Annotated in this window: 13 protein-coding genes, 8 tRNA genes, 3 rRNA genes and 1 pseudogene; 4 read left to right on the top strand and 21 right to left on the bottom strand. The window is 42.2% G+C overall.

From position 1 onward, the window contains the following. The 5 genes from CCK98_RS01775 to rocF all read right to left on the bottom strand — a co-directional run bounded on the left by CCK98_RS01775 (position 1) and on the right by rocF (position 4550). Complete coding sequence (locus tag CCK98_RS01775; RefSeq protein WP_088085029.1) at positions 1-1230, bottom strand: YbbR-like domain-containing protein; 1230 nt, start codon at positions 1228-1230, stop codon at positions 1-3. After that, the gene (gene cdaA, locus CCK98_RS01770; protein WP_088085028.1) at positions 1223-2050 is read right to left on the bottom strand and encodes a diadenylate cyclase CdaA; all 828 of its coding nucleotides are present in this window, start codon (positions 2048-2050) and stop codon (positions 1223-1225) included. Before cdaA ends, CCK98_RS01775 begins: the two co-directional genes overlap by 8 nt. 130 nt (positions 2051-2180) lie before the next feature. Continuing rightward, positions 2181-2807, bottom strand: coding sequence for a zf-HC2 domain-containing protein (locus tag CCK98_RS01765; RefSeq protein WP_373408475.1), 627 nt, complete (start codon positions 2805-2807; stop codon positions 2181-2183). An 18-nt stretch (positions 2808-2825) separates the two neighbouring features. Beyond that, the gene (gene sigW, locus CCK98_RS01760) at positions 2826-3389 is read right to left on the bottom strand and encodes an RNA polymerase sigma factor SigW (protein WP_088085027.1); all 564 of its coding nucleotides are present in this window, start codon (positions 3387-3389) and stop codon (positions 2826-2828) included. A gap of 264 nt (positions 3390-3653) precedes the next feature. Further along, on the bottom strand, positions 3654-4550 hold the full coding sequence (gene rocF, locus CCK98_RS01755; RefSeq protein WP_088085026.1) for an arginase: 897 nt from the start codon (positions 4548-4550) through the stop codon (positions 3654-3656). A 445-nt stretch (positions 4551-4995) separates the two neighbouring features. Here rocF and CCK98_RS01750 point away from each other — a divergent pair. Beyond that, positions 4996-5872 (top strand): annotated as a pseudogene (locus tag CCK98_RS01750) (IS1595 family transposase). A gap of 86 nt (positions 5873-5958) precedes the next feature. Beyond that, positions 5959-6396 (top strand): VOC family protein, encoded by a 438-nt coding sequence (locus tag CCK98_RS01745; protein WP_088085025.1) that lies wholly within the window; start codon positions 5959-5961, stop codon positions 6394-6396. 268 nt (positions 6397-6664) lie between these two features. Here CCK98_RS01745 and CCK98_RS01740 read toward each other — a convergent pair. From CCK98_RS01740 to CCK98_RS01685, 12 genes are all read right to left on the bottom strand, one after another. Continuing rightward, positions 6665-6737 (bottom strand) — tRNA-Lys (locus tag CCK98_RS01740). Positions 6738-6739: 2 nt separating this feature from the next. Continuing rightward, positions 6740-6814, bottom strand: a tRNA-Gln gene (locus CCK98_RS01735). Positions 6815-6863: 49 nt separating this feature from the next. Beyond that, positions 6864-6948: transfer RNA gene (locus CCK98_RS01730), tRNA-Tyr, on the bottom strand. Positions 6949-6970: 22 nt separating this feature from the next. Next, positions 6971-7043 (bottom strand) — tRNA-Thr (locus tag CCK98_RS01725). A 176-nt stretch (positions 7044-7219) separates the two neighbouring features. Next, positions 7220-7295, bottom strand: a tRNA-Val gene (locus tag CCK98_RS01720). A 41-nt stretch (positions 7296-7336) separates the two neighbouring features. Next, positions 7337-7411, bottom strand: a tRNA-Glu gene (locus tag CCK98_RS01715). A gap of 21 nt (positions 7412-7432) precedes the next feature. Next, positions 7433-7505: transfer RNA gene (locus CCK98_RS01710), tRNA-Thr, on the bottom strand. A gap of 27 nt (positions 7506-7532) precedes the next feature. Continuing rightward, positions 7533-7607, bottom strand: a tRNA-Asn gene (locus CCK98_RS01705). Between the two features lie 14 nt (positions 7608-7621). Next, positions 7622-7738: ribosomal RNA gene (gene rrf, locus CCK98_RS01700) — 5S ribosomal RNA — on the bottom strand. A gap of 126 nt (positions 7739-7864) precedes the next feature. After that, positions 7865-10799, bottom strand: a 23S ribosomal RNA gene (locus CCK98_RS01695). A 231-nt stretch (positions 10800-11030) separates the two neighbouring features. Beyond that, a 16S ribosomal RNA gene (locus CCK98_RS01690) occupies positions 11031-12580 on the bottom strand. The 16S, 23S and 5S rRNA genes sit together here with 8 tRNA genes alongside, the layout of an rRNA operon. Positions 12581-12844: 264 nt before the next feature. Continuing rightward, positions 12845-13075 carry a hypothetical protein gene (locus CCK98_RS01685; RefSeq protein ID WP_026565703.1) on the bottom strand — a complete coding sequence of 77 codons (231 nt, stop codon included), beginning with the start codon at positions 13073-13075 and terminating at the stop codon, positions 12845-12847. Positions 13076-13213: 138 nt separating this feature from the next. Between CCK98_RS01685 and pdaB the strand changes: the two genes are divergently transcribed. Beyond that, entirely contained in the window at positions 13214-13966 is a 753-nt protein-coding gene (pdaB, locus tag CCK98_RS01680; RefSeq protein ID WP_088085024.1) for a polysaccharide deacetylase family sporulation protein PdaB, read from the top strand. 27 nt (positions 13967-13993) lie between these two features. Here pdaB and CCK98_RS01675 read toward each other — a convergent pair whose 3' ends face one another. Then, complete coding sequence (locus CCK98_RS01675; RefSeq protein WP_088085023.1) at positions 13994-14686, bottom strand: KinB-signaling pathway activation protein; 693 nt, start codon at positions 14684-14686, stop codon at positions 13994-13996. A 151-nt stretch (positions 14687-14837) separates the two neighbouring features. Here CCK98_RS01675 and gerD point away from each other — a divergent pair, with 151 nt between their 5' ends. Beyond that, on the top strand, positions 14838-15452 hold the full coding sequence (gene gerD / locus CCK98_RS01670) for a spore germination lipoprotein GerD (RefSeq protein ID WP_179195685.1): 615 nt from the start codon (positions 14838-14840) through the stop codon (positions 15450-15452). Between the two features lie 74 nt (positions 15453-15526). On the opposite strand, the gene CCK98_RS01665 is transcribed toward gerD, so the two are convergent. The 3 genes from CCK98_RS01665 to CCK98_RS01655 all read right to left on the bottom strand — a co-directional run bounded on the left by CCK98_RS01665 (position 15527) and on the right by CCK98_RS01655 (position 17975). Beyond that, positions 15527-16582, bottom strand: a complete 1056-nt coding sequence (locus CCK98_RS01665; protein WP_088085022.1) for an Mrp/NBP35 family ATP-binding protein — start codon at positions 16580-16582, stop codon at positions 15527-15529. A 139-nt stretch (positions 16583-16721) separates the two neighbouring features. After that, on the bottom strand, positions 16722-17447 hold the full coding sequence (cwlD, locus tag CCK98_RS01660; protein WP_306298912.1) for an N-acetylmuramoyl-L-alanine amidase CwlD: 726 nt from the start codon (positions 17445-17447) through the stop codon (positions 16722-16724). Between the two features lie 84 nt (positions 17448-17531). Next, positions 17532-17975, bottom strand: a complete 444-nt coding sequence (locus tag CCK98_RS01655) for a YbaK family protein (RefSeq protein WP_088085020.1) — start codon at positions 17973-17975, stop codon at positions 17532-17534. Positions 17976-17983: the final 8 nt, after the last annotated feature.

Below are 17983 nucleotides of genomic sequence, written 5' to 3'. Positions count from 1 at the left end.
TTAGGCATTATTTTTTTCGATCGTAATTTTCGCTGATGATTTAGTAGGTTTCCACTTTACAGCCGAAGGTCCTTCCACGTGAATGTCGACTATATGATCTCCTTCTACAAGGCCAGACAAATCAATAAAGACTTTGAAATCCTCAGGCCTAACGCTGCTAACTGCCGAAGAGGGACCATTAATAAGTATATTAATCATTTGATTTCCTGGATCGTTAATCGTGGCCTTATATTCTTCGGATAATCCTTGAATGTTTAACGGTACATCCGGAACTGTTTTTTCTTCTTGTTTTTTGACCACAACGGTTGCTTTTACGATTTGCGGGGTAACCTTTGTAATTCCATTAGAGATGATAACAGGCAATGTAAGGGTGGTGTTATCGGTAATTTTACTGAGATCGACCTCAACACGGACACTATCCGTATTTTTAAGAACATCTTCATCCCCTGTGATTGTTGCCTCTTTTTCATCGATATCAATCGATTCAATCGTCACACCTTCTGGGGCAGTACCATTTCTAACAATTTTTATCGGTACAGTCTTACTGTTGCTTTTTATTGGTATCGTGATTTCTACCGTTTCCGGATCCACCACTACATTTAACTTATTTAGATCTTTGTCAAGAACCTGGACATGAGCCTCGTCTGAAATGGTTTCTTTCAGTTGATCTTTTTCCGCAAGGGCAGCCTTTACATAAGTAATCCGGTCGATGATACTTTTGGCACCGGTAATCTTCACTTTATTTGGCTCGACAACGGGTTGTCCTGCAGAATAACCCGCTTCTATTTGGCTCGCATTAAATTCTGCCTCAACTTTAAATTCCTTTGTGATTTTTTCCTGAACATATACATTTACACTCGCTGGTTTCACAGTCGCACTCAACTTATCCGACAGGTCTCTTACTTTTAATTTTACTTTCTGTTTCCCAATTTTAGCTTTTGATAAATCTACGTAAACCTCAAAGTTCTTCAACGCTTTGGCAGACTGAATGTGGGTTATTGGTCCTTTTAAAGTGATATCAACCGTGGCTGGAATTCCTGACACCACTAGATTTTCCGTATCATAATAAACCTTTACAGGAATATTGGTAATGGTTTCTGTTGATTGCTCTCCTGGCACATTCACATCCGTTATTTTTTTACCTGTATGTGGTACAGAAGAATATAAAAGTACCGCTAACAACAAGGCAAGAATTTTAATAAACCAAGGATTATCCATCAATTTATCCATTATTTTTCCCCCTCCAGTTCCAACGAGCTGAAGAAGCTTGTTTTGTTTTCAAATGAATTAACAATTCACTCGTAAGTAATTCTTTTAGTTGCTCTGTATTAATCGCTCGGTGAAGCTCCCCGTTCTTTGTAAGGGAAATATGACCTGTCTCTTCAGAAACAATGACAGTGACACTATCAGTCACTTCACTTATTCCTAATGCAGCCCGATGTCTGGTTCCCAGCTCCTTAGAAATAAACGGGCTTTCGGATAACGGCAGATAGCATGCGGCTGCTGCGACATTATTTTTTTGGATGATTACCGCACCATCATGGAGCGGTGTATTTGGGATAAAAATATTAATCAGCAATTCAGAAGAAATATTGGAATTCAACTGGATCCCCGTTTCTATGTAATCGCCCATTCCCGTTTCTCTTTCGATCGAGATTAACGCCCCAATACGGCGCTTTGCCATATAATCAGTTGCCTTAACAATCGCCTCAACCGTTTTTTCCGGATCTTCATCATCCAGATTACTGCTTCTTGAAAAGAACTTCCCCCTGCCTAATTGCTCAAGGGCCCTTCTAAGTTCTGGCTGAAATATAATAATAATCGCAAGAAACCCGTATGTTATCACCTGTTCCATCATCCAGCTTAATGTTTGGAAGCCTAGAAACTCACTGACAACTCTGACTAGAAGAATAACGATAATGCCTTTTAGCAATTGAACGGCCTTCGTTCCTCTAATCACATTGATCAGCTTGTAAATGACATACCATACGAGGACAATATCAACAATACTAGCTAAATACTTCCATAGTTCGAAATCAGCAAACGGCATTGTTCTTCCTCCGTAATTTTCTTTAACACAAATAAATTACAACCTATTTATTATACCATAAATACCTCTTGTACCTATTATATGTATCTAGGTAAAAAAACAAATCACCCGGTCAGAGTGATTTGTTTTTTTATTTGGTTTCCGGTTGGTCTTCAAATATTTGAACCACATCTTGTGCGGTTCTTTTAATATGATACCAAATCCAATCGAACACTTCATTTACCTCTTCAATCTGCCCTGTTACATGTCCTGCAGAGGCCAAATATTTTTCACCATTGATAACTGTCACATCACCTTGGACTTCACCTTCAATTTCTAATGTCCCATTTCGAACAATGACATCGCCCTTGACCGTCTCACCTTTAGGTACAATAACCGTATTATTTTTAACTACTAAGTTTTTTTGCTTCGAGACAGAAAACTCTCGTTCTTGATTCCAAGTAGAAAATACACTTCCCATCATTAATATGAGAAATAAAGAGGCAGCTGCCAGCATAGGATGGTTTTTCAACCAACGCTGCATCCAAATCTTTCGTTTCTCTTTTGGTAAACGAGACAACACATTCGCTGTAAAGTCATCAGGTACCTGCATATGTGACACACTCTTTACAAAAGCGATCGTCTTATTTAGCTCATTAAATATAGCTTCGCATTCTTTACAGTTTTGGAGGTGTTCTCTTAATATTCGTTCTTGATCAGGTGTAATTTCTTCATCTAAGTATTCATGCATTAGTTCGATGATTTGTTCTGGACACATTATCAGTTTCACCTCTTATCACACATATCGTAATTGTTGTCTTAACGCTTCCCGGCCACGGTGAATCCTTGTTTTAACCGTTCCAAGTGGTAAATCAAGAATTTCGCTAATTTCATTTAAGGACAACTCTTCAATATATTTTAATACGATGGCTGTCCGATATTTATCGGGCAGTTTTAATATCTCTTTCTGGACCGTATCCTGCAGCTCTAAGCTTTCTACTTCTGACTCTGGCAGCGGTGTGTTCGAAGGGATCTGCGAATACATTGTTAATCCTTCTGTCCCTGCAACCTCTGCATCTAAATAATGATCCGGTTTCTTTTTTCGCATTCGGTCAATACACAGATTGGTTGCAATCCGAAAAAGCCAGGTTGAAAATTTCAAGTCTTGATTAAAGGTTTTGATATTCACATAAGCACGGATAAAAGCTTCCTGTGCCATATCCTCAGCTTCATGACGATTTCCAAGCATCCGGAAACATAGTTGATAAATACTGTTTTTATATATTTCAACGATTTCACCAAAGGCATCTTGATCCCCTTTGATTACTTGTTTTATTCTCTTTTTTACAATTGCGTCCATTACGTTACCTCAGCTCCATTGCTGCTATCCGATAATACGAATCGTTAGCAAAAAAGTTTCGTTTTACACGAAAAAACTTCTCAATACCTTTAATATTAACAAAAATTTACTAAAAGGGCTTACTAATTAGTTTAAAGATTTTATGAAGGGAGGTAAATTGACACGGTTTTTAATTTTTTGACAAGAAGAAAATAGAAAAAAGCTGCATCACGCTAGAAGAACAGGTTGGCCCGTTTTCTTACGAAATGCAGCTTTACTTATTTATTATAATAATTTTTCTCCGAATAATGAGCCCATCAATTCAACTGCCACTTTAGCAGTTTTATTTTTTTCATCTAAAATGGGATTTACTTCTACAAATTCTGCTGAGGTAATGATTTTTGCTTCTTCTAACATCTCCATAGCAAGATGACTTTCTCGGTAGCTGATTCCACCCATAACTGGTGTTCCAACGCCTGGAGCATCATTTGGGTCTAGGCCATCTAAATCAAGTGAAAGGTGGACACCATCCGTCTTCTCTTTCAGGTAAGCGATGGCTTCTTCCATTACTTTGGCCATCCCCATCCGGTCAATTTCATGCATTGTATAAACTCTGATTCCTATTTCCTTTATTAAATCTTTTTCACCATCATCCAGCGCTCTTGCACCAATAATGACTACATTTTCAGGTTTTACTTTAGGACCATATCCTCCAATCTCGGTTAACAGGCTGTGCCCTAACCCGATACTTACGGCTAGTGGCATTCCATGGATATTACCAGATGGGCTTGTCTCAGCCGTATTTAGATCCCCATGTGCGTCATACCAAATGACACCAAGATTTTTATAATGTTTAGAGACACCTGCTAAAGTACCAATAGCAATACTATGATCCCCGCCAAGCACAAGCGGAAACGCACCTGACTCGACAGCAGCATCTACTTTTTCTGCCAACAAAGCACTTTTCTCAGCAACTAAATCAAGATTCCGCAAATTGGATTCTTTATCCACTACAACTTCAGGTCTGCCAATTGGAATATCACCTAGATCATGTATTTCATCAAATAGCGGCTTAAGTCGTTCAACCATCCCGGCATAACGGATGGCACTTGGCCCCATATCTACCCCTCGTCGCATTTGACCTAAATCCATCGGCATTCCAATAATTGAAAGCTTACTCATATTAATTCCTCCTACCCCTTTATGTATCTATTTTAACCGCTTTCATACCGATGACTCAACTCGACAAAATTATGTATATATATACGAAAAAACCTTAAACCAATAATTGATTTAAGGCAGGGATGTAAATTTAAGAAAAAACTAACGCTGATCCCTTTTGGACTAATGAATTTCAATATTCTCTGATTTGATTAGCGACACTTTGATGCTTGTCCCATGAATTTTTATCGCCAAAAGCCCTTATTGACGACACTTTGATCCTTTTTTTATAAACTTTTGTTGTCAATAGCCCCTATTGACGATACTTTGTTTCTTTTTCATAGGCTGTGTTAAAGGTAAATGTTGATAATTGAAACCTCCCTGATTCCCTTATATAATTAATATAGGAACAAGTATTCGGGGAGGTTATAAGGATGGACAAAGCGTTTAGCAATTATTAAATCACATTGATAAATTAACCCTTACAAAAAAAGAACAAGTCTATCAATGGGTAAAACGTTATGTTGATCCTTCTTCCTCTGTCGGTAGACGTTTAATCAATGAAATGAGGGAGACTCGCTTTAAAGATGGGTTTGAGTGCCTTCACTGTAATTCTGTGCACGTTGTTCGATTCGGGAAATACAATGGTCGTCAACGTTATCGTTGTAAATCTTGCAGGAAGACTTTTACAGACACAACAAATACCTTGGAGACACAAGCTCTTGAACGCTCTTAAACAAATCGATTTTGAACAATTTGAGGGTATTGTCGAGGTCGATGAGACCTATTTCTTATACTCTCAAAAAGGTCAACGTGACATTACTGGTAGAAAACCCCGTAAACGTGGCAGCAGCTCCAAACACAGAGGAATCAGCCACGAGCAGGTTTGTGTTCTTGTTGCTAGAGATCGTACAAAAGCGACTGTTTCAAAAGTAGCTTGTATGGGGCGTATTGTTAAGACTAAAGTTGAAAAAATGATTGGTTCAAAGTTGACACCCGAAAATGTACTTGTAACAGATGCTTGGAGAGCCTATAAAACGTATGCAAAAGAAAAAGGCATTGAGCATTACAGAATTAAATCAAACGATGGTAAACACGTTATTAAGGGCTTATATCATATTCAAAACGTTAATGGTCTCCATTCCCGATTGAAACAATTCATAAACCGATTTAAAGGTGTCGCAACGAAGTACCTTGATAACTACCTAGCCTGGTTTTTGTTTGTCGATAGCCGCAGTAACGAAAACACAAAGCACAATATTAAAGATTTTCTATTATCATCATTTGTCTTTGAAATGACAGATACTTACGATAGTTTACGCTTATCAAAATTCGCTGTATAGTGCTTATTTAACAATCGTGACAGGAATTTGCAATAAGTTGTTGAATAATTCTGCGATGAGCAATTAATCTCAAGGAGGTATGAGATATGAAGATCAATAGAATAGATCATGTGAGTATAAACGTAAATGATCTTTCAGAGGCTAAAGCGTTTTTTCTTGATTTAGGACTTGAAGTGCAAGCGGAATGGGAATTGGATGGAGAACAGTTGGACCGAATAGTTGGGCTTAATGATGTTAAAACGGCATGTGTAGGATTGGGGATGCCAGATGGTCAGGCATGGATAGAGCTAGTCAAATTTTATACGCCGTCAGATGAAAAAGATATTCAGCAACCTTTTGCAAATACGCTGGGTATCCGACATATTTGCTTTGCTGTTGAAGATATTGAAGCTATTGTTGCAAAATTGAAAAAGAAGGGCACGGAAATCTTTAGTGAAATACAGCAATATGAAGAAAGTTATAAGTTATGCTACGTTCGTGGTCCAGAGGGAATTATTTTAGAGTTGGCGGAGAAAATCAAATAAACAGACGATATGCTGACATATATATAGAAACACTTTCGCTTAACTAAACACACTGATATTTCAGACTGGACGGCTGTCTTTTTTATGGGCAGTCGTTCTTTCCCCTTGTTGGACAAACGGGGGCATTAGCTAAAAAAAAAATGGGGAACCTTGACAAATGAAGGTTCCCCTAATTTATTATATAAAAAATCAACATTTAAATTTAACAGAGCCTTTTCATAAAAAAAGAACCTTGGAAATTTCTCCAAAGTTCCTGACTGTTACTATATGAGCCATGAAGGACTCGAACCTTCGACCCTCTGATTAAAAGTCAGATGCTCTACCAACTGAGCTAATGGCTCTCTGGCTGGGCTAGCTGGATTTGAACCAACGCATGTCGCAGTCAAAGTGCGATGCCTTACCGCTTGGCTATAGCCCAATAGAGATGTAATATTATTTAGTATGTCCAACTTTTTTAAAAATATAAATGGTGGAGGGGGACGGATTCGAACCGCCGAACCCGGAGGGAGCGGATTTACAGTCCGCCGCGTTTAGCCACTTCGCTACCCCTCCATATTTAACTTTAAAAAAGCAGTGCCGGCGAGAGGACTTGAACCCCCAACCTACTGATTACAAGTCAGTTGCTCTACCAATTGAGCTACCCCGGCATGTAGTTTGGAAAAATATTAAGTTTGAACACGCTGACTTCGTTGCCGTCATCCTGACCTCAGAAAGCTTATGCAAGCAGCAGCTCGGTCAGTATGCTGAAGTTTATTCAAGGAGCTTATTCGTTCGTGCTCTACCAATTGAGCTACCCCGGCATGTAGTTAACATAATTATATTATGGTGGAGGATGACGGGCTCGAACCGCCGACCCTCTGCTTGTAAGGCAGATGCTCTCCCAGCTGAGCTAATCCTCCACAGCAATGAAAGTTTTTTTACGTTATTGAGTAAAAAACTTTGGTGACCCCTACGGGACTCGAACCCGTGTTACCTCCGTGAAAGGGAGGTGTCTTAACCGCTTGACCAAGGGGCCATACTATTATAAAAATAGGAAAGCTTCCAAGCGGGCTCGAACCGCTGACCTCTTCCTTACCATGGAAGTGCTCTACCTACTGAGCTATGGAAGCATAGCTAAATATAAGTTTACATAAAAATGGCTCCGCAGGTAGGACTCGAACCTACGACCGATCGGTTAACAGCCGATAGCTCTACCACTGAGCTACTGCGGAACAATAATATTTCAGCCTGGCAGCGTCCTACTCTCACAGGGACGCGTGTCCCAACTACCATCGGCGCTGAGAAGCTTAACTTCCGTGTTCGGTATGGGAACGGGTGTGACCTTCTCGCCATTGCTGCCAGACTATTTTCAAGACATTATTTATTATAATATCTTTTTGAAATTTTTCAAGAGGAAAATTTTTTTTTTTCATTCCCTCAAAACTAGATAATACAGAAGAAGTTTGTAAAAACGAGTATGCCTTAAAAATTGGTTAAGTCCTCGAACGATTAGTATCAGTCAGCTCCACATGTTACCACGCTTCCACCTCTGACCTATCAACCTGATCATCTTTCAGGGTTCTTACTAGCTTGCGCTATGGGAAATCTCATCTTGAGGGGGGCTTCATGCTTAGATGCTTTCAGCACTTATCCCGTCCGCACATAGCTACCCAGCGATGCCCTTGGCAGAACAACTGGTACACCAGCGGTGCGTCCATCCCGGTCCTCTCGTACTAAGGACAGCTCCTCTCAAATTTCCTGCGCCCACGACGGATAGGGACCGAACTGTCTCACGACGTTCTGAACCCAGCTCGCGTACCGCTTTAATGGGCGAACAGCCCAACCCTTGGGACCGACTACAGCCCCAGGATGCGATGAGCCGACATCGAGGTGCCAAACCTCCCCGTCGATGTGGACTCTTGGGGGAGATAAGCCTGTTATCCCCGGGGTAGCTTTTATCCGTTGAGCGATGGCCCTTCCATGCGGAACCACCGGATCACTAAGCCCGACTTTCGTCCCTGCTCGACTTGTAGGTCTTGCAGTCAAGCTCCCTTGTGCCTTTACACTCTGCGAATGATTTCCAACCATTCTGAGGGAACCTTTGGGCGCCTCCGTTACTCTTTAGGAGGCGACCGCCCCAGTCAAACTGCCCACCTGACACTGTCTCCCACCCCGATCAGGGGTGCGGGTTAGAATTTCAATACAGCCAGGGTAGTATCCCACCGACGCCTCCACCGAAGCTAGCGCTCCGGCTTCTCAGGCTCCTACCTATCCTGTACAAGCTGTACCAAAATTCAATATCAGGCTACAGTAAAGCTCCACGGGGTCTTTCCGTCCTGTCGCGGGTAACCTGCATCTTCACAGGTACTATAATTTCACCGAGTCTCTCGTTGAGACAGTGCCCAGATCGTTACGCCTTTCGTGCGGGTCGGAACTTACCCGACAAGGAATTTCGCTACCTTAGGACCGTTATAGTTACGGCCGCCGTTTACTGGGGCTTCGATTCAGAGCTTCGCGTGAGCTAACCCCTCCTCTTAACCTTCCAGCACCGGGCAGGCGTCAGCCCCTATACTTCGCCTTGCGGCTTCGCAGAGACCTGTGTTTTTGCTAAACAGTCGCCTGGGCCTATTCACTGCGGCTCTTCGAGGCTATTCACCTCAAAAAGCACCCCTTCTCCCGAAGTTACGGGGTCATTTTGCCGAGTTCCTTAACGAGAGTTCTCTCGCTCACCTTAGGATTCTCTCCTCGCCTACCTGTGTCGGTTTGCGGTACGGGCACCTTTTATCTCGCTAGAGGCTTTTCTTGGCAGTGTGGAATCAGGAACTTCGGTACTAAATTTCCCTCGCTATCACAGCTCAGCCTTCGCGAGAAGCGGATTTGCCTACTTCTCAGCCTAACTGCTTAGACGCGCATATCCAACAGCGCGCTTACCCTATCCTCCTGCGTCCCCCCATTGCTCAAACGATAAAGAGGTGGTACAGGAATATCAACCTGTTGTCCATCGCCTACGCCTTTCGGCCTCGGCTTAGGTCCCGACTAACCCTGAGCGGACGAGCCTTCCTCAGGAAACCTTAGGCATTCGGTGGATGAGATTCTCACTCATCTTTCGCTACTCATACCGGCATTCTCACTTCTAAGCGCTCCACCAGTCCTTACGGTCTAGCTTCAACGCCCTTAGAACGCTCTCCTACCACTGACATCTACGATGTCAATCCACAGCTTCGGTGATACGTTTAGCCCCGGTACATTTTCGGCGCAGAGTCATTCGACCAGTGAGCTATTACGCACTCTTTAAATGGTGGCTGCTTCTAAGCCAACATCCTGGTTGTCTAAACAACTCCACATCCTTTTCCACTTAACGTATACTTTGGGACCTTAGCTGGTGGTCTGGGCTGTTTCCCTTTTGACTACGGATCTTATCACTCGCAGTCTGACTCCCACGGATAAGTCTTTGGCATTCGGAGTTTGTCTGAATTCGGTAACCCGATGAGGGCCCCTAGTCCAAACAGTGCTCTACCTCCAAGACTCTTACTACGTGAGGCTAGCCCTAAAGCTATTTCGGAGAGAACCAGCTATCTCCAAGTTCGATTGGAATTTCTCCGCTACCCACACCTCATCCCCGCACTTTTCAACGTGCGTGGGTTCGGGCCTCCATCCAGTGTTACCTGGACTTCACCCTGGACATGGGTAGATCACCTGGTTTCGGGTCTACGACCACATACTCATACGCCCTATTCAGACTCGCTTTCGCTGCGGCTCCGTCTCTTCAACTTAACCTTGCATGGGATCGTAACTCGCCGGTTCATTCTACAAAAGGCACGCTATCACCCATTAACGGGCTCTAACTACTTGTAGGCACACGGTTTCAGGAACTATTTCACTCCCCTTCCGGGGTGCTTTTCACCTTTCCCTCACGGTACTGGTTCACTATCGGTCACTAGGGAGTATTTAGCCTTGGGAGATGGTCCTCCCTGCTTCCGACCGGATTTCTCGTGTCCGGCCGTACTCAGGATCCACTCAGGAGGGAACGAAGTTTCGACTACAGGGTTTTTACCTTCTATGACGGACCTTTCCAGGTCGCTTCATCTACCCCGTTCCTTTGTAACTCCATGTTGAGTGTCCTACAACCCCAAGAGGCAAGCCTCTTGGTTTGGGCTATGTCCCGTTTCGCTCGCCGCTACTCAGGGAATCGCGTTTGCTTTCTCTTCCTCCGGGTACTTAGATGTTTCAGTTCCCCGGGTATGCCTTCCATACCCTATGTATTCAGGTAAAGATACTGTTCCATTACGAACAGTGGGTTCCCCCATTCGGAAATCTCCGGATCACAGCTTACTTACAGCTCCCCGAAGCATATCGGTGTTAGTCCCGTCCTTCATCGGCTCCTAGTGCCAAGGCATTCACCGTGCGCCCTTTCTAACTTAACCTAAAAGGTTATTCTCTTACTTACATAAGAGAGAAAACTAAAATGGCAGGGAAAAATTGAACTTCATTTTTCCTATTGACTCGGTTCTTACATTGACTTCTTCATTACGATTATCTAGTTTTCAAAGAACGATTAAAAAAAGCTTTGAGAGAATTGTACTCTCAAAACTAAACAAACAAAGGTCGTGTCACAAACTGTTTTGTCTGGCTCACAGGTCCAGCTTTATCCTTAGAAAGGAGGTGATCCAGCCGCACCTTCCGATACGGCTACCTTGTTACGACTTCACCCCAATCATCTGTCCCACCTTAGGCGGCTGGCTCCTTGCGGTTACCCCACCGACTTCGGGTGTTACAAACTCTCGTGGTGTGACGGGCGGTGTGTACAAGGCCCGGGAACGTATTCACCGCGGCATGCTGATCCGCGATTACTAGCGATTCCGGCTTCATGCAGGCGAGTTGCAGCCTGCAATCCGAACTGAGAATGGTTTTATGGGATTGGCTAAACCTCGCGGTCTTGCAGCCCTTTGTACCATCCATTGTAGCACGTGTGTAGCCCAGGTCATAAGGGGCATGATGATTTGACGTCATCCCCACCTTCCTCCGGTTTGTCACCGGCAGTCACCTTAGAGTGCCCAACTGAATGCTGGCAACTAAGATCAAGGGTTGCGCTCGTTGCGGGACTTAACCCAACATCTCACGACACGAGCTGACGACAACCATGCACCACCTGTCACTCTGTCCCCCGAAGGGGAACGTCCTATCTCTAGGAGTGTCAGAGGATGTCAAGACCTGGTAAGGTTCTTCGCGTTGCTTCGAATTAAACCACATGCTCCACCGCTTGTGCGGGCCCCCGTCAATTCCTTTGAGTTTCAGCCTTGCGGCCGTACTCCCCAGGCGGAGTGCTTAATGCGTTAGCTGCAGCACTAAGGGGCGGAAACCCCCTAACACTTAGCACTCATCGTTTACGGCGTGGACTACCAGGGTATCTAATCCTGTTTGCTCCCCACGCTTTCGCGCCTCAGCGTCAGTTACAGACCAGAAAGCCGCCTTCGCCACTGGTGTTCCTCCACATCTCTACGCATTTCACCGCTACACGTGGAATTCCGCTTTCCTCTTCTGCACTCAAGTCCCCCAGTTTCCAATGACCCTCCACGGTTGAGCCGTGGGCTTTCACATCAGACTTAAAGGACCGCCTGCGCGCGCTTTACGCCCAATAATTCCGGACAACGCTTGCCACCTACGTATTACCGCGGCTGCTGGCACGTAGTTAGCCGTGGCTTTCTGGTTAGGTACCGTCAAGGTACCGGCAGTTACTCCGGTACTTGTTCTTCCCTAACAACAGAGCTTTACGACCCGAAGGCCTTCATCGCTCACGCGGCGTTGCTCCATCAGACTTTCGTCCATTGTGGAAGATTCCCTACTGCTGCCTCCCGTAGGAGTCTGGGCCGTGTCTCAGTCCCAGTGTGGCCGATCACCCTCTCAGGTCGGCTACGCATCGTCGCCTTGGTGAGCCGTTACCTCACCAACTAGCTAATGCGCCGCGGGCCCATCTGTAAGTGTCAGCCGAAACCGACTTTCAGCTTTTCCTCATGAGAGGAAAAGGATTATCCGGTATTAGCACCGGTTTCCCGGTGTTATCCCAGTCTTACAGGCAGGTTGCCCACGTGTTACTCACCCGTCCGCCGCTAACCAACAGGAGCAAGCTCCTATTGATTCGCTCGACTTGCATGTATTAGGCACGCCGCCAGCGTTCGTCCTGAGCCAGGATCAAACTCTCCAAGAAAGTTGATTAGCTCATTTTGTTACGTTGGCTTAGTTTCTTAGTTGAAACTAAAAATTTTTGTTTGTTTGCACGATTTTGTTTGTTTAGTTTTCAAAGAACAATTTATTCATTCGCTCAAAAGCGACTTTATTAATATATCACCCACAAAACGTAATGTCAACAACTTTTTTTAAGTGTTTTTTACGTCAGCAGCGACGTTTATTAATATACCAAGATACTATATAATTGTCAACGAACTTTGCACAAAAAATATGAAGTTTTTTCTTACCCCTTTTTCCTATCCTTCTTTCCCCTCCTCATATACTTTAAACAATCATGGGGAGAAGCAACCCGTCTAAATAATGTAAATAAAACTTTATATCGTTCTTCCATTGCACGTTTAACAATATGATCAATTCGATCATCTCTTAAATCAAATAATATTTCATCCATTTCTCTTTTAATAAGGTATTCCATTTCTTTTACTTCTTTATCGTTTATTAGAAGTCCAAACATTGAATAACCTCCAGCGAAATATCTAGTTATAGTAGTCTTTTCCAATTATTGAAATTTTATGATTAAATTTTTCTAATCATATTTTTAAAATTACGGTCATAGGTTGAGACAAGGACAGTATTGGACGAGGTGGGGACGATGAAATTCTTTTTTGTATTTAACGGGAAGACTTTGAAGAATATTTCACTCATATTAATTGCTGCATTTTTTACTGCTTGGTTTCTCTACATAGAGAATCTTGCACAAATTCCTGTCTTTTCAACAAAAGATGGACCGAAAGCCGTTTATAGAGGGGAAAAGGATCTTGCTCTTACTTTCAATATCGGCTGGGGTGACGAAAAGGCAGAGCCGATTTTAGATACGCTAAATAAGGAGGGCGTGAAGGCAGCCACTTTTTTCTTAGCAGGTTCATGGGCTGAAAGACATCCAGATCTTGTCAGTCGGATTGTAAAGGATGGTTATGAAATCGGCATTCTTGGTTACGAATACAAAGACTATCGGGATTTGGAAGATGTAAAAATCGGCCAAGATATCTCAAAAGCACAAGTGGCCTTCAGGAAGTTAAATGTAAAGAATATTAAATTACTCCGTGCTCCAACTGGCCATTTTGATGAGAGAACCTTGAAAATAGCCAACAGATATGGATATACGGTTGTCCATTGGAGTGTGGATTCAAAGGATTGGAATAATCCTGGCGTACCAACCATTGTTAAAAATGTTAATAAGGCTGAAAAAGGTGATATTATTCTGCTCCATGCTTCGGACTCGGCAAAGCAAACAGCAAAAGCACTGCCGCTGATTTTGAAGAATATTCAGCAAAAAGGGTTAAAACTTATTTCAGTATCAGAATTAATCGCAAATGGAGAGGCAAGTTCCAGAGAAATCAAATAGTTATACGCTAAAAAACCGTCCAATATATTAAATGGACGGTTTTTTTGTCTTTTTCATATTTGCTTGGTTATTATTTTTTGATTTACCAGGCGATTGACTCGCTCTTTTTTGTCTTTCCTGCTCAGATTGTAGGTTTAATTTATGAAGAATTAATAATTGATAGGCATTACACGCAAGCAACGCCAACATCATCAGGTAAAGCCAGCTCTTTTCATTGACACGCAGAACTGGAACCCACTCAACTAATGTAACCACGATCATAAAGAACATGGCAGGTATAAACGCCTCTTGATTTGTCTGTTTCGTTTTGTACCACGCAACGATTAGACCAACGACTAAAAGAATGATAGCTGGAACAAAATAAGGCAGGAGCACATCCTTTGATCCAGCAAAATTTTCGTATCGTAAATAAACTAAATCAAATAAACCAAATAGAATCAGGACAATTTGAACAGCATTCCAAAGTGAGACAGATTTAAAGATTCCTAAACCAAAACGGTGAACCGTTAAATATGCAAAAAAGCCCATTTGGCTGATGACACTAAACAGAAAGCCCATGACAATTAACCAAATTAATGTTGATAAAATATCAAAGAGTTTAAATTCAGTAAAATAGGGCTGAAACTCATTCCAGCGAACAATAAAGCCCACAATAGCCGTTGTGAGTCCGCCAACTAATAATGTGTTTAAAAATAGTTTTACCCAATTACGGCTCGTCACACTACAAACCTCCATACTAAGAAAAATAAATAACATTATGATTGTACCAAGCCGAATTTGAAAAATCCATATTTTATGATTCCTTACGAATAATCTTTCAGCAGTTACTACATGCTAAACTTAAGGATTTTTATGTGAAAGGGGCTAAATAATGAAAGCAAAAAGCATGTTGCTCCTCCTGCCCATCATGGTGTTCCTGACAAGTTGTTCTTCCAATGACGCCAGCAGCGGAGGACAAATTGATTACGAAGAAACGAAGAAAATGGTCGTTGATATTCTCAAAACCGATGATGGTAAGAAAGCAATCCAAGATGTGATGTCAAGTGATAGTATGAAGGAAAAGCTTGTGATGGATCAAAAAGTTGTCTCTGACACCATCCAGCAAACACTAACCTCAGATAAAGCCAAACAATACTGGAAAGAAACATTTAGTGATCCTAAATTTGCACAAAGCATTTCTAAAAATTTGAAATCTGAAAATAAAACGTTACTAAAGGAATTAATGAATGACCCTGAATATAGAGGAATGATGATTGAAGTTTTTAAAGAGCCTGAAATACAAAAGGAATTGGCAGATGCTCTAAAAAGCAAAGAATACCGCGAGCATCTCCAGAAAGTAATTACGGAAACGGTCGATAGTCCTTTATTTAAGGCAAAAATACAAGAATTACTCTTAAAGGCAGCTGAAGAAGCAAATAGCAAATCATCCGGAGGAAAGAGCAGCAGCGATCAATCGGGCGGCAGCAAAAGCGACCAAGGTAGCTGAAGCTAGACCTTGATACATTCCTATCAAAAAATAGAAGCCTCTCCACATCGGAAGAGGCTTCTATTTTCATTAATTTACTTTTTTAACAAGCCAGTTACTTTTTCAGCTATTTCTAGATAAACTTTTCCAATCTGATGGTCTACTTGATAGACCGATGGGGCAAAGTCTTCCTCGTTCCAATCAGGCTGATTTAGCGGCAGACGGCCAAGAACTTCTGTATTTAATTCTTCCGCTAATTTATCGCCGCCGCCTTGGCCGAATACATATTCTTTTTCCCCGGTCAGCTTGCTTTCAAAATAAGCCATGTTTTCAATGACACCAAGAACTTCATGGTCAGTTTTCAGAGCCATTGCCCCAGCACGCGCTGCGACAAAAGCGGCCGTTGGATGCGGTGTTGTTACAATAACTTCTTTACATGCCGGAAGCATCGTATGAACGTCTAATGCGACATCCCCAGTTCCAGGTGGTAAATCTAAAAGTAAATACTCAATGTCGCCCCATTCTACTTCATTAAAGAAGCTGTTTAACATTTTCCCTAACATCGGCCCGCGCCAGATAATAGGTGAATTATCCTCAACAAAGAAGCCCATTGAAATGACTTGTACTCCAAACCGTTCAACAGGAATTATTTTTTCTCCTCTAACAACCGGTCTTTCTGTTATTCCCATCATATCTGGAACACTAAATCCATAGATATCCGCGTCAATTAGTCCAACCTTTTTGCCTAGACGTGCTAGTGCAACGGCGAGGTTAACCGAAACCGTTGATTTACCAACTCCGCCTTTTCCACTTGCGATCGCAATGAAGGTGGTATTATTTGAATGAAGCAGGTTGGTATCATTACTTTCTGGTTGTGCATGACGGTTTGCTGCTAACACTTCTTCAGGAAGTTCACTAAAACGGATTCCAACCGATGCCGCTCCTGCTTCTTTTAACAAATTGACAATTTGTGTTTGCAGTTGGAGCTGTTCAGCTGTACCTGTCTTTGCGATGGCTACCTTTACACTGACATGATTTTTTTCTTCTTTTACTTTTATTTCAACAATAGCATTTAATTCAGCTAATGTTTTATGTAAAAATGGTTCTTTGAGGCTGCCTAGAACCTCATGGACTCTTTCTTCTGTTAACATAAAAAAGCACCTCACATTTTGAATTCGTTTCCATCTCTTAGTATATCATAACCACACCCGGAAACAGTTAATTGAATCACACGTACTTTATAGGTTGAATCCAACTTTTCGCAAAAAAATAGAAGGGGTTTTCCCGCCTTCAATAATCTGGTTCAACTAATTCTTTTTCATTCGTGTAATAACGAGTAATTCCTTGATAGATGGATATCGCAATTTTTTCCTGGTAAGAATCCTTCTTTAAATTTTCCTTTTCTGCTGGATTGGACAAAAAGCCCACCTCAACTAAAATACCCGGCTTCTTTGCATTCTTTAATATATACACATTATTGATTGGTTTGGCTCTACGAGTGGTGTTCTCTAAGTTTTTCCGAAGTTCTTCCTGAACAAATTTTGCTGCCTTAGCATTTTCCTTAAAATGTGGAGCATAAAAGGTCTGTGCTCCGCTCCACCTGGCAGAAGGAATCGCATTTAAATGAATGCTGACAAAAAAATCGTTATCACCGTTATTGATCATTTTTAGTCTATTTTTTAAATCTTCAACTTTTCTCCTACTATAACCCCTTGTATCCGAAGCGGCTAAGTCTGTATCTGTTTCTCTCGTCATAATCACAAGGGCACCTTGCATTTGCAGGTAATCCTTGACCTTCTTTGTAATCTTTAAGGCAATGTCTTTTTCCAATGTTTGACCCGTTCCAGCACCGCCATCTGGACCGCCATGGCCCGGGTCAAGTAAGATGATTTTTCCCGACAATGGAAGATTCCACGCATTTAACGAGTCATCTTCAGCAAAATCGTATTGTAAAACGAAAAATAAGACAAATAGCCCCACAATAAAACTTATGATTTTTAATCTTCGTTTTGACACCCAGATCATTCCTTCCCGCTCGTCCCGATTCACTAAACTATATGGGACAAAGGGGGGATTTAGAACAGGAAGAAATGATGGACATTAGTGGAGACGGAGCTTGTGGCGCCTTTGCCCCTTTTCATAGCCTTCTCTCCACCAGATACGGATATATTGCTCACACAGGTAATAAAGTGATTCACTCATGGTGCCCTCTTCACCGCTTCCCCAATAAAGGAAAAAATTATATAGGGTATCAATTAAATGTTTTTCTTCTCGATAGCAGCGTTTGCGAACCTCATCTAAGTCTTCTCCATAATAACCAAACTTGCTGAATTTTGCCCCCAATAAAAAGGCTTCAAGGGCAATGTCATAGCATGCTTCTTCTATGCCTGTATTCATTATTAGGCTGGAGGCAATTTTTGTAGAGCCAAAGTATTGTTGGACTCGTTCTTTTAATGTATTGATCGATAACTCCCGAAGGACGGAACGCTCATATTTTATTTGTTTTTCCCGTTTTTTTTCTTTAAAGGTCGTAATTACTGTCACTACTTTTC

The organism is Bacillus sp. OV166 (assembly GCF_900177675.1).
Taxonomy (GTDB): Bacteria; Bacillota; Bacilli; order Bacillales; family Cytobacillaceae; genus Neobacillus.
The sequence above is the reverse complement of the archived record's forward strand: the minus strand, read 5'-3'. Positions and strand labels throughout refer to the sequence as shown.